Raw genomic sequence first — 13094 nt, forward strand, 5'->3', positions numbered from 1 at the left:
AGACCCAAGCGGACACAAGTATACGTATAAGCATACGCCGTTGGCGTTCCCGTCGGTTAGGAGAATTAAACCCAAAAATTCCAAATTAATAACTTATACCAATTCTCTAAAATGAGGCAACACATTCAAAACCCGAAAACCATACCCTATCTGACTTTTTTAATTACGAATTACGAATTGGTATTAGTTAAAGGCAATAGTCATTAGTCATTTTTGATAGACAAATGACAAATAATCAAGGACGAAGCCGATGCAGAAGTCATCCAGTAGATTAAAATTTAGAAATTCTCGGAATCAAGCAGTTTCAAAGCGGCAAAAAATTTCCCGACAAAAATCGATGGGAAATTCCACTCCCAACACTCAAGAACCTGTACAAAGTAGCAAAGTCAGGCTTTTGGTAGTATGGGTTATTTTAGTAGCCGCAGGATTAGGGTTAGCTTTTAACTTATATAATTTACAAATTCTGCAAGGAAAAAAACTAACGCAGAAGGCTCGCAATCAACAAATGGTGAGTTTGCGGCCTTTTATGCCGCGTCGTTTAGTTGTCGATCGCAATACAAATGTTTTAGCTGTCGACCGTCCTGTATATACTGTTTATGCCCATCCGAAGCTATTTGATAAGTCAAATGAAGAAATAGCCCAAAAGATAGCACCTATTATTGATAAAGATGCGGCTGATTTAGTCAAAACTTTTCAAAGCCGCAAAAGTGGGATTATACTGATGCCAGCGTTACCCGAAGAAGTGGCCGATCGCGTCATCGCACTACGCTTAAATGGGTTAGAATTCATTCCCAAATACTCTCGGTTATATCCGCAAGCAGATGTGACATCTGATGTAGTCGGCTATGTAGATCTGGAACGTCGCGGTCAAGCTGGAGTGGAATATAGCCAAGAAAAGCTGCTAGAACGTTCTGTGCAGAAGGTGCGGTTAATGCAGTCTGGTAACGGCGAATTAAAGCCAGATCATGCACCAGAAGGTTTTCTCCATGCTGATGACCTGAAATTGCAACTAACTATTGATACACGCTTACAACGGGCTGCTCGCTCGGCGCTGAAAGCACAGGTAGAAAAGTTCCGCGCAAAACGTGGCGCTGTGATTGTGATGGATGCGTTAGATGGTTCTTTACTAGCGCTGGTTTCTCAACCCACATATAACCCAAATGACTATGGCAAAGCGAAAATTGATTTATTCAAAAACTGGACGGTAGCTGATCTTTATGAACCTGGTTCAACTTTTAAACCATTAAATGTGGCGATCGCATTAGAAAATGGTGTGATTCAACCAAATGATACTTTTAATGATCCTGGTTCTATTAAAGTCGCTGACCGTGTGATTAAAAATGCTCAAAACAATGGTTATGGGCGGATTAATATTGCTCAAATTCTCCAAAATTCCAGCAACATCGGGATGGTGCAAATTATTCAAAAAATGCGCCCCTCGGTCTACTATACTTGGTTAGAACGTCTGGGTTTAGGGCAACCTTTAGAAACTGATTTGCCTTTTGGAGTTAGCGGTTCACTAAAAAGTCAACCAAGATTTATTTCTTCACCTATTGAACCAGCCACTGCATCTTTTGGGCAAGGTTTTTCGCTGACTCCTTTACAACTAGTACAACTGCATGGCGCTTTAGCTAATGGCGGAAAATTGGTAACACCCCATATAGTTCGAGGACTGGTTGATAGTAATGGCAAAATGCACTATTCACCCACACTCCCTGCGCCAAGGCAAATTTTTTCGGCTAAAACTGCCCAACAAGTTGTGGAAATGATGGAAACTGTTGTTTCGGAGGGTACAGGTAAACCTTCTAAAATTGCCGGATATCGCATTGGTGGGAAAACAGGTACAGCCCAAAAAGCAAGTCCTAACGGTGGTTATATTCCTGGAGCCAGAATTACTAGCTTTGTCGCAGTTTTGCCAGTGGAAGCTCCCCGCTATGTGATTTTAGCCATTGTCGATGAGCCGAAGGGCGAAAACGCCTATGGTTCGACTGTGGCTGCACCAATTGTCAAATCGGTGATGGAAACATTAATTCCTTTAGAACATCTACCACCACAACAGTTAAATTCCCCAGCAGAAACACCAAGATGAGAGTTTTAACGTGTATTAGTCGGACTTGGGCTACTAGTTGAAGTTCCCGTATTAACACCACCATTAACAATAGAACGAGCTTGTTGTAAGTGTTCTTCAAGGGTTGGTAGTGTTTGTGAGGCAAATGCCTTCACATCTGGATCTTGCCCCTGTTGTGCTTCAGTTTGAAATGCAGAAACATCCTTTTGATGATCTTCAACCATGTGAGTCATATATTCGCGCTGAAGGGGTGACAAAGCGGCTGAAGCCAAGAAAATAGAGGAGCGTGACCGTTTTGGGGTAAAAAAAGATAGGTCAGGTATTCTCAACAAGACCTATCAAATGATAATGTTACCTAAATTCTACCAAAACTGCTTTCAAAATGTACTGACACCCGCACAGTACAAGATGCTAGAAATCTTACTAATGCTATTGCAATTTCATAAAACTGTGACAATTGAGAAACTAGCAACAGTATTTCCACAACCGATAAAATTTGAAAGTCGGAGGCGGAGTATACAAAGATTTTTACTACTACCTCAGTTGTCGATTCCATATCTGTGGTTTCCCCTGCTCAAACGATGGGTGAAAAATAGTCTGAAAAGAGGAGAGAAACGGCTAATATTTGCGATTGATAGAACACAATGGCGTTCACAAAATGTATTTGTAATTAGTTTAATAGAACAAAAAAGAGCAATACCTGTGTACTGGCTATTGTTACCTAAAAAAGGATGTAGCAATTTGGGAGAGCAGAAAAAATTAATTCGTCCACTATTGCAGTTATTTAAGGGATATCAAATGCTGGTACTGGGAGATAGAGAATTCCACAGTATAAAACTAGCAAATTGGTTACATAGCAAGGGCATTGACTTTGTATTGCGTCAGAAACAAGGTACTTATATTCGGCAAGAAAACCAATCACACCAACGCTTACAATCTTTGGGATTAACTCCTGGCATCTCGTTTTTTTTGACAGGGATTCAAGCAACTAAACAGAAAGGGTTTGCCAATTTTAATCTCGCCGGATATTACAAGCGCAAATATCGTGGAGTTGTTGAGCCTGCTGGCTGGTTTTTATTAACTAACCTTGATAGTCTCAAAGATGCCATTAAAGCATTTAAGTTGCGGAGTGGTATCGAAGCCATGTTTAAAGATTGTAAAACTGGGGGGTATAATCTCGAATCTACTTATGCTGATGGTCAACGTTTGATAGCACTGATTTTATTAATTGCTATTGCCTATACTTGTGCTATTTTAGTTGGTCGTAATTCTCGCTCCTCTGGACTACAAAAATATGTTGGTCGTCTGAAGGAGTTACAACGATTGCACCGCCGACATAGTGCTTTTTGGATTGGTTTGTATGGTCAGTTATGGGTAGGGGCAATGGAATTTTGGGCTGATTTAGCTCATGAATTGATGCGCCTCAAGCCCAGTAAACTGCCATATTTTCAACAAGGTCTACGGGCTATGACTCTTATCCAGTCTGCTTTATAACTTTTTTGTCACCCCTTCAGATGAACACTGAGCCAGAGGGTTACTTTGATTTAGTCCCTTGGGAAGTGTTGGCTTGTGCTAATCAAAACTTTTTAACAACAGAACGCAAACGTTATTTTCTGCGTTACAGTGGTGCGTTAACTTATTTTGAAGTAGCTGGCCCGGCAGCTTACAGAAATTATCTGACAGCCGCCCAACGATTGCAATTGTCAGATGCAGCAATGGGTTATTGGGAACTGCATATCAAAGAAGATGAACGCCACGGTCAATGGATGTTAGATAGTGTGGCTTTACCTTTAGCAACGCAATATCCCGATGATGGGTGGGAATTAATTCTAGGATACGACCAAGAGAAATTCATGAGCGATCGCGCTGCTCAAGCTGTTGTATTTTCCATTCGTACAGCCGAACAAGCAACTGATAAATCCATCAATTAGCAATAGCAATCTGGCGGTAAATTTTTAATTTCTTTGCGACTTGATTCTACTTGAGTGAAAGATTTTTCACTCCAGCAGAGTTTTGCTGGCCGTTCTCCAAGTATCAACTAATTTTTTGATTAACTAGTACAGTTATATGAAAGACATCTTTTTTTGCCCGGAAGAATCTAATTTCTATTCCCATTGTTTAGAAAACTTTATCATACGAGATTGTCAAAATCCGGCATCTATTGTTGAATTTGGTTCTGGTGATGGCAGTCCAGTTATCAACTCACTACTGAGAAATAAGTTTGAGGGATTAATTCAAGGCTATGAACTAAATACTTCTGCCTGTAAAGCTGCCAATTTAACTATAGATGAATACAATCTTACGAGTAAATATATTATTCATAATTCCTCTTTGTTTGACTCTGATAAACCTCAAGCCAATTATCTCGTTGCTAATCCACCCTATCTTCCAGCGCCAGATGAGGATATTTATATACCATTATTATTTGGCGGTATAGATGGAGCATCAATTACCAATGAGCTTTTATCTTTAAATTATGAAAATGTCTTGGTTTTAGTTTCTAGCTATTCTAACCCAATCAGTACTTTAAAAACAGCAGCAGAAAATGGCTATAGTGTGAATAAGTTTGTCGTTTTACCTTTGCAGTTTGGTTATTATAGCTCTGAACCAAAAGTGAAAAGACATATAGAAAATTTAAAAAAAAATCAAAAGGCATTTTACTCTGGAGATTATTATTTTTTAGCTGGAGTTCTATTTAAAAAATCTCAGGAATCAGCCATTGATTTATCTCATGAATTAGCTCAAGTTATGACAAGTTTATAAACAATTATATTGAATAATACCCCTTGTGGAGGGGCATTATTGTATGTTGTTTTTTATGGGGCTGGTCTAAACAGATTGTAAGCAAATAGTAGGTAGTAGTTTTTTAAAATAAGCTTGATAGAGTTTGCAACGGGGGAAAATGCGATCGCCATTAAAGCAAATCAATCCTAAACTTTCAAGCTTATAAGCATCCACAGGATCAATTACCAGACCTTGTTTTGTTTTGATAAGTTCAGCATATATGTCGATCAAATGAGGATAGCTTTGCAGTTTTAACCAGTGTCGCCATAAGTGATGACGGTATATACCACCATTAGCGATCGCTTCTTCAATCAAATCTCGTAAAGTAATCTTGCGAGAAACAAGATGAAATAAAGTTAGTTGAATTAACGCCGGATGACCACCAACTAAAGACATGATTTGAGCAGATTCTTGACCGGAACTCCAGTTTAGCTCATATCTTCTAGCTAAATCTTCGACTTGGCTTTGAGTAAATTCAGTTAAATTAATAGGTAAGCCGATATTAAATGGTGAACGATTAATATCTAGAGAGATATATTGTTCTGTAGAGTAGACCACTATTAATCGCAGTTTTTGCCAACTGTAATTTTGTCGTGCTTCTTCACACCAAGAACGTAACAAAGCAAAAAATTTCTGAGCAATGTGCGGATATTCAAAAAAGCGATCAACATCGCTCAAAACCATTACTATGGGACTATTGCTCTGTTTTAAAATATACTTTTGCAAATAGAAGCTACAGGCTAACTTATAGCCAACTTCTTCATCCCACATATCATCAAGGTTAGGCTCAATTTCTAACTGTTGGGCAATTTGCCAACAAAGACAACGCAAAAGCTTATTTAAATCAGTCAAACAAGTGTCATCAATTTGGTAGCAATTGACGTTAACAGCGCGATATCCTTGCTGATGAGCAAAGGCTAAAATACGTAGCACTAAAGAAGTTTTTCCCATCTGTCTGGGAGAGCGAATCCGAATTACACAGCCTGGACGAGTAATTTCTCGATAAACTATTTCTTCGATGGGGGGACGGTCGATATATAAAGGGGAATCTAGAACTACAGGCCCATCTGGATATGGCCAACGATGTTCTATTTCGTAATTAGATAACCGAGTAAGATGATCTTCCTGTTTATCTGAACTTCTGAGCCAGAATTCTATGGTTTTGCCTTCATCCTCATCACTCGACACTGCGTAATCTTCTTCATATAATTTGAGGTTAAAGGCACTAAAACATAATTTGAGAGTTTTTTGATCTACGCCTTTACTCAAAGACCATAATCGACTCAGAGTTTTCGTCGAAATGCTGATCTGGGTACTGAGTTCTTGTAGCGTTAGGCGATCGCCTTTATTTCTAGCAATCTCCCAAGATAAAATCGCTTCATGTAAACGTTGTAGCCCGGACGGAGTTAGCACAACGCCTCGTTTTCTTTTGCTTTTAGTTTGTTTCACTTGCATAGGCTGTGTTCCAACAATTGTTTGTGGATACAAAATCTACTTGAAACTTCTTGCATCAATAATTGTTAGCTTCAGACAATGCGTTGATTTGCAGCAACTACTGTGCAGCAGTACACAAATTATGAATTTTGCCAGAGGTTATTTGTAGAGTCTGATAATCCAACTACTCGAAGAATTTAAACAGCGTAAAACATCCCGAATTTTGAGTTTTAACAGAAGTCGAAACCACCAACAAAAGCATTGTATAAAAAATGAATTTTTTGCTCCGTTTTTTTACTTAATTTGCCAGTAAAAATTATTAAAAATTAATGAGCCTATTTACAATTCATTAACGGATTGATATGCCTGCAAATTAAATTTGTTGCAGAATAAGCTAAAAAGCTGAAGTTCAGAACAAACTAGTACTTTAGTCAAATTAAAATGCCTAAAACACAGTAAATGCTGACTTTTAAGCTATTTCAGGCTGTATTCAGCCCCAAACTTGTTATTTTAGGTTGGTTCACTGACATTCTACTGCAATTCCAATGCTTATGTTATTTTTGGCGTTTTTTATCAGCTTGTCTATGTAAACTATTGATTTTTTTGAGTCAGTCCTCTAAATTAATCTACAAGATATTAACATCATAATAACCGTATTAAGTAAATACACTAGATTTTAGCCAGATTCATGATTAATGATGCGATCGCATCTGATCAGTTCAGGTATTTTAGGCGACAGAGGCTAGGTGCAAGGTGCAAGGTGTGAAGAAAAATATCATCTGCATAAACTGGAATAATTTAGTTTCTCAAAGTTCCTTTGTCGTTAGGCATCACCGAAAATATTGTAGTTTTAGCTACATGATATAGCCGTAGTCGCTGAGGTTAGGACAGTGTTGATTGCTTAAGACAGTGTAAATAATAGGTTTATTCTCAGCACTCAGCGAGAAGTTGTGTGTGGTGGTTTCCCTCGTTGAGCAAAAGTCGGAGACTCAGCACTTTGCTATATGTGTAAGATATGGCTTTATTTTCCGGGTACTGGATAAATTAACAGAAAATGTAAGTAACGAAAAAGAAAAATTAAATACTCGCTCACAAGTTGCTCAGGCAAATAAAAATAGTACTTTTGTAATCTGATGTGATGTCGGAAATTATCTTTATAGGGAGGTAACAGGACAGGGGTAACAAGGGATAGGGAACAAGAAACAGCTTTGTAAGTATTACTGATTTTTTTCCAAAGCCAACTATGAATCTTATGTGTTCAAGATAAACTAACTGCTTATATTTAATTAAATAAAACAAAGATTGTATAGCATCAAAAACTTACACTGAGAACAGAAATTAAACCATGAACCCTTCTTCTTTGTTCAGAGTTCAAGAAGAATTAAACTCTAGCGCCCAACAACAATTGATTACTCTAGATACAAGCATTCTTAAACTGTTGAACATAGTTGCAGGGGATACAAATTTAGCATCAGAATTTAGTCAGTCTTGGACAATTAATAAGTTTCAAATCGGTGATAATTTAACAAACTATACTGATGGTAGCGCTACTGAAGATAAAAGCAATTTTTTTTACTTAGTTTGTCAAGGACGAGTGCGGTTGCTAAGTTCTGATGCAGTTGTTGGGCGGGAAGTTTCTACGCAGTTGTTATTAGCAGAACAGACATTTGGCGCAGATGATTTATTTTGCGATCGCCCTTTATCATACCGGGCGATTGGTGCTAGTCCGGGTTTTGTGGCGCAAATCACAATTGCGGATTTACAAGTTTGGTTGCAACGCTTACCAAATTTAGCGCAGCACTGGCAAAAATTAGCATTGGAGCGCCAAGCACTAATTTTTTTTAAAAGTTATAGCGAATTGCGATCGCTCAACAGTGCAACTTTAAGCCAATTCTTATCTTATATAATTACTACAAAAATTTCTGCTGGTTCATCTTTAACAACAGCCACACCAGCAACAGCGGGGCGTTTTTGGTTAGCAGGTGGAACAACAACCTCATTATTATTAGGCGATAGCTGGGGTTATCCTGATGTCATATCTCCAGATGCAATTGCAGAAACAGATTTATTGGTTTATCACCTACCCATTGAACAGTGGGAATCAGCCCAAGCATTTATACCGCAACTATTTACCACTCAAGATACACAGCAGGAACTAACTGTTGTTCATTCAGAAATCACCCAAATTCCCCTTCCCAAACCAGAATACTCCCAACTAGAGATTTCTTCAGTATCAGAGATTGATTTTCCGCCTCAGCCAAAAGCTAAGTCACGGAGAAAATATCCCTTCATTCCTCAACAAAGTTCATCAGATTGTGGTGCGGCTTGTTTAGCTATGATTAGCGAGTATTGGGGTAAACGCTTCAGTCTCAATACTTTACGTAACTTAGCAGCAGTAGACCGTACAGGTGCTTCTTTGGCGGGTTTAGCCAGTGCAGCCCAAGCCTTAGAATACGAAGCGCTACAAGTGCGGGCGAGTTTGACTAAGTTAGAATCACAGGGAATTCCTTGGATTGCTCATTGGCAAGGCAACCATTATATAGTAGTTTGGCAAGTCAAAGGCGATCGCATTTTAATTGCTGATCCGGCGATGGGACAAAAATGGCTGTCGCGTTCCGATTTTGCAGCTAGTTGGACAGGATATGCTCTTTTATTAAACCCTACAGCAGATTTTCACGCCCTCAACAGCGAAAAGCTTTCTTTGAGTCATTACTGGCAGACATTACAGCCTTACCAACAACTAATTCAACATATTATTCTCGTCTCCATAGTTATCCAAATATTTGGGTTAGCGACTCCCTTACTTACTCAGGCTATCCTCGACCAAATATTATTGCTGAAAAATTTTTCCACATTGAATGCTTTTGCACTTGGCTTTTTGTGCTTGGGTGTGTGGCGCATTGTTTTAACAACACAGCGACAATATCTCCTCGACTATTTTGCCAATCGCATCGATATTAATTTAATTGGTGGTTTCGTTAAACATATTTTGCAGCTACCATTGCAGTTTTTTACTTCCCGCCGCGTTGAAGATATTCTCAGCCTTGTGCAAGAAAACCGCAAAATTCAACAATTCCTCACCCGTCGCGCCATCATCGGCATAGTAGATGCTTTGATGATCATTGTCTATCTAGGTGTGATGGTTTATTTCCACCTGCGACTGACTTTGTTGGTGATGTGTGGAATTGTCCCTGTTGTACTTTTGACTTTGGTGGCAAATTCTTTCCTTAAACAAATATCGCGGGAAATTTCGCAAACATCAGCCAGCCAAAATTCTGCCACAGCGGAAATTATAACTGGAATTGTCACAGTCAAAACCGCCGCCGCTGAACGTGCAGTGCAGACATATTGGCAAGAGGGTTTGCTGAAAATGCTCAAAGTGCAGTTACGGGGACAGAAGTTAACCAATGTCTTACAAATGCTGCGGAATTTAATTAGTCACGTTGCAACAACAGTTGTGTTGTGGTGTGGGTTGCAACTGGTGGTTACTGGGGATATGTCACTGGGTAAATTTGTCGCATTCAATATGCTAATTAGTAATGTGACAAATCCTGTGTTGGCCTTGGTGGGTTTATGGGATGAATTACCCGCAGTACTCATGGCGGCAGAGCAAGTTAATCATGTATTAGACTCTCAGCCAGAAGAAAATTTACAGGTAATGCCGACAATTCGCGGTGAAGTGCGGTTTGAGAATGTATTTTTCCGCTATCATCCTCATGATCAGCATCATGTTTTGCAAAATGTCTCTTTTCGGGTGAGACCACGACAAACTATCGGGATTATTGGTCAGAGTGGTTGTGGTAAAAGTACTTTAGTCAATTTGTTGGCTGGTTTATATCGTCCCGAAAGTGGGAAAATTTTAATTGATGGAGTAGATATTGCAGCGGTATCTCCGTCATCGTTACGCAGTCAGATAGGATTTATCGCCCAGGATAATTTTCTGTTTTCGGGAACGATTTTAGAAAATATCACCCTTTACAATCAAGATTTTAACCATGAACAGGCGATCGCCGCCGCTAAATTAGCCGAAGCCCACAGTTTTATCCGTGAACTGCCTTTAGGATATAATACCCCTGTGGGAGAGAGGGGTTTGCGGCTTTCTGGTGGTCAAAGACAAAAAATTGCGATCGCTCGTGCATTGATTACCCACCCGAAAATTTTAATTTTAGACGAAGCCACAAGCGCTCTAGACCCTGAATCTGAGCGTTGTCTGTACCAAAAATTAGCTCGATTAAATCAATATCACACCACTTTTATCATCTCCCATCGTCTTTCAAGTGTGCGCCATACCGACCACATCCTCGTGCTTGACCAAGGTATTTTGGTTGAACAAGGCACACATAAAAAACTTATGGAAACAAAGGGTCTTTACTACTCTCTAGCTAAACTGCAATTACAACTGTAATTTTGCTCATCTTACTTTTCTACCTATACCCAAGTTAGTAGACTCAGAAACCCGACTTCTTTGAGAAGTCGGGTTTCTATGTATTAACTGATATCCCATCCTCTGTAAAGGCAAAATAACAAGGAACAGAACCAGAAAAATCAGCTTATCTGAACTGGATTGATTTATCGTCTGTATGGATTATCCGTTATACCTCGTTACATCTAACATTAAAAATCGACACGATATTAAATTTGTATTTATCCGGATGAAATTTAGATTTTTTTTAAATATTTTTAACAGCGCAAATTACATAAAATTACTTTGTTTTTATTAATGCTATTGAAATTACTAAATTTAGTGATTGTTTATTGGACAAGTTAATGGTAAATTTCTATATGAATTTACACCAAATAAAAGTTTCAAATGAACAATGAATGAGGGGTCAAACCCCTCAGCAAACAGCGAATCCGTGACAATACCAAAAGTTGTAGAATTCAAATAGAGACATCAAGAAAATTCAGTAAATTCAACTGTTAAAGTTTTAATTGAGAAGATGACATTTAGAAAAAAACGTAGTATAAATACTAAAGTAGCTATTGTTTCTTTTGCTCAATGACTTTGATGTTCTCAGTGAGAATAATAGCTTTTCTCCTAACTTTTGCCATGAAAATTAAGGCAAAAGATTATACGATAAAATTATCAGGGCAGTTGATTAAACTAAGTATTTAGAACATGAACAGAGGATAAAACTGCATCTACCACGAGCCAAACCAGATTTTTATAGTCATTGAAATGACATTATGAAAGGTTGAAAAGTAACTAATTACTGGATTAAATACCGTCAACTTTCTACTCAAAGGTCAAGCTCATGGACATCATCATCAGAACACATGCAGTTCTAAGCTCCATACCAGGAATGATACGGCTCTTACAGCAATATTTAGTCATTCCCCACAGGTTTATCGCTAAAACTAAAAATAAATTTAGAGAGTAGTTGTGAAAGTTTGCAACTACAACAGCTATTAATTCAGCATTGACGACTTGTAACACCTAATTTTCTAGTAAAATTAACACTATGAATCACAACATGACTAGCATCAGTAACTTTAATAAAGGTATCAACCCTCAACAATTTGACCAAATTGTTGAGGCAATTCTGGCAGGTAAGTATTCTTGGGCATGTGTGTTAATGCTACGTGTCGCTGGTTATAATCCATTGCATTACATTCCTTATCGCACTTATAACAGATTGCTCAAAGAAAATTCTTCAACAAGTAGAGTGCAGCAACAAGAGCGTGAGACCATAACAATTAAGTCATCATCTACGGATAAGTCTGTAGCGACTAGCTGTTTAGGTAAAATTAAAGACTTAAATTATCTTGAGGTAGTTGGTAAGCAAAAAGCAGAAATTCGTGGTGGGAATATGGAGCAATGCTTAACACAAGAAATTTCCGAATATCAAACCCTGAAATATGAACCAAACAGCGACAACACTCAAGATTTTTCCTTAAATATTTGTGAAACTAATTAAATTGTCTATTGCATTAATAGATATTTCTACAGGATTGAACGAGTAGGGTGGGCATTTTCAGTAAAAGTCTCAATCTACCTAGAATATTTTAGTGAATGCCCACTTGAAAGATATGCAGGTATCTATGTGTTTTCAAAAATCTAATATGAGTTCTGTAGCCTATCATGCGATCGCAACTCTCAGATATGATAGGTTATCAGTCACTCGTTAAACCAGATAAAATGCAATTCTAATTTTACACGCAGCTAATAGCTTGATGTTATTAATTATTCCAATTGATGTAAAAATATCACATTAACTATCTTGATGCCAATCGAATTATCTACCTTTTAGGAAATCTCTCAAGGTGGTTTTTGTGCTTGTATCTCTGGCATTATCAGGTGTAGAGCTTAAAATTGAGAACTGCTATAAAGAGTCAAGGTAGAGAAAAAATTTAATTTCAAAATGTGCCAAAATGGCAAATTTGAACGATCAATATCCTTTAAATTATACATAGAGGTGATTAACCAACATACTCATCAACAATGATAAAATCATTGAATATCTGACTATGAAATACATTTAACTGATTGTTTTTGCTGAAGCAGTCAGTATCCCAAAGAGTACATAACTCTTAAACCAAGATAGACAATCTAACTGTTGCTATTGGTAGTTCTGTTTTCCAGGAAGCCTGAGTAAAAAAGTTAGAGAGGTGGATTCCCCCTATTTCAACTTTACATACCCTCTAGTTAGTTTCTCAATGGTGGGAGAAACTTGATAGAGTCTTCCATACTTCTGTAGTAAGGAAAATAGACAAACTAACAGTTAACGGTTTTTGTTGCTGATAGAGCATATAGCTACTACGCTTTTGTTTTAATGCTCTTAATCCTCGTTCTACCAAACAGGATGAT

The 13094-nt window shown here is 38.1% G+C and carries 7 protein-coding genes and 1 pseudogene; 6 read left to right on the top strand and 2 right to left on the bottom strand.

The annotated features are described in order from the left end of the window. Positions 1–250 precede the first annotated feature (250 nt). Positions 251–2089 carry a penicillin-binding protein 2 gene (locus NOS7107_RS10705; RefSeq protein WP_015112992.1) on the top strand — a complete coding sequence of 613 codons (1839 nt, stop codon included), beginning with the start codon at positions 251–253 and terminating at the stop codon, positions 2087–2089. 5 nt (positions 2090–2094) lie between these two features. Here the strand turns inward: NOS7107_RS10705 and NOS7107_RS10710 are convergent, their stop codons facing one another. Continuing rightward, entirely contained in the window at positions 2095–2400 is a 306-nt protein-coding gene (locus tag NOS7107_RS10710) for a DUF4142 domain-containing protein (protein WP_367580309.1), read from the bottom strand. A 16-nt stretch (positions 2401–2416) separates the two neighbouring features. On the opposite strand from NOS7107_RS10710, the gene NOS7107_RS10715 reads away from it, so the two are divergent. The 3 genes and pseudogenes from NOS7107_RS10715 (at position 2417) to NOS7107_RS10725 (ending at position 4831) form a co-directional block, all read left to right on the top strand. Beyond that, entirely contained in the window at positions 2417–3562 is a 1146-nt protein-coding gene (locus NOS7107_RS10715) for an IS4 family transposase (RefSeq protein WP_015110984.1), read from the top strand. Positions 3563–3582: 20 nt separating this feature from the next. Further along, positions 3583–3999: pseudogene (locus tag NOS7107_RS10720) on the top strand (iron-containing redox enzyme family protein); the annotation flags it as partial. Between the two features lie 136 nt (positions 4000–4135). Continuing rightward, positions 4136–4831 carry a hypothetical protein gene (locus tag NOS7107_RS10725; protein WP_015112993.1) on the top strand — a complete coding sequence of 232 codons (696 nt, stop codon included), beginning with the start codon at positions 4136–4138 and terminating at the stop codon, positions 4829–4831. Between the two features lie 66 nt (positions 4832–4897). On the opposite strand, the gene NOS7107_RS10730 is transcribed toward NOS7107_RS10725, so the two are convergent. Further along, a complete protein-coding gene (locus NOS7107_RS10730; RefSeq protein WP_015112994.1) occupies positions 4898–6307 on the bottom strand; it encodes an AAA-like domain-containing protein in 1410 nt (469 codons plus the stop codon). Between the two features lie 1324 nt (positions 6308–7631). Here NOS7107_RS10730 and NOS7107_RS10740 point away from each other — a divergent pair. Further along, positions 7632–10691 carry a cysteine peptidase family C39 domain-containing protein gene (locus tag NOS7107_RS10740; protein ID WP_015112995.1) on the top strand — a complete coding sequence of 1020 codons (3060 nt, stop codon included), beginning with the start codon at positions 7632–7634 and terminating at the stop codon, positions 10689–10691. A 1057-nt stretch (positions 10692–11748) separates the two neighbouring features. Further along, positions 11749–12204 carry a HetP family heterocyst commitment protein gene (locus NOS7107_RS10745; RefSeq protein ID WP_044499897.1) on the top strand — a complete coding sequence of 152 codons (456 nt, stop codon included), beginning with the start codon at positions 11749–11751 and terminating at the stop codon, positions 12202–12204. Positions 12205–13094: the final 890 nt, after the last annotated feature.

This window comes from Nostoc sp. PCC 7107, from assembly GCF_000316625.1.
Lineage (GTDB): Bacteria > Cyanobacteriota > Cyanobacteriia > Cyanobacteriales > Nostocaceae > Nostoc_B.

Bases quoted from the DNA above. Each gene is read 5' to 3' on its own strand.
- NOS7107_RS10745 (WP_044499897.1), top strand. From the start codon at position 11,749: ATGAATCACAACATGACTAGCATCAGTAACTTTAATAAAGGTATCAAC.
- NOS7107_RS10725 (WP_015112993.1), top strand. From the start codon at position 4,136: ATGAAAGACATCTTTTTTTGCCCGGAAGAATCTAATTTCTATTCCCAT.
- NOS7107_RS10715 (WP_015110984.1), top strand. From the start codon at position 2,417: ATGTTACCTAAATTCTACCAAAACTGCTTTCAAAATGTACTGACACCC.
- NOS7107_RS10705 (WP_015112992.1), top strand. From the start codon at position 251: ATGCAGAAGTCATCCAGTAGATTAAAATTTAGAAATTCTCGGAATCAA.
- NOS7107_RS10740 (WP_015112995.1), top strand. From the start codon at position 7,632: ATGAACCCTTCTTCTTTGTTCAGAGTTCAAGAAGAATTAAACTCTAGC.
- NOS7107_RS10730 (WP_015112994.1), bottom strand. From the start codon at position 6,307: ATGCAAGTGAAACAAACTAAAAGCAAAAGAAAACGAGGCGTTGTGCTA.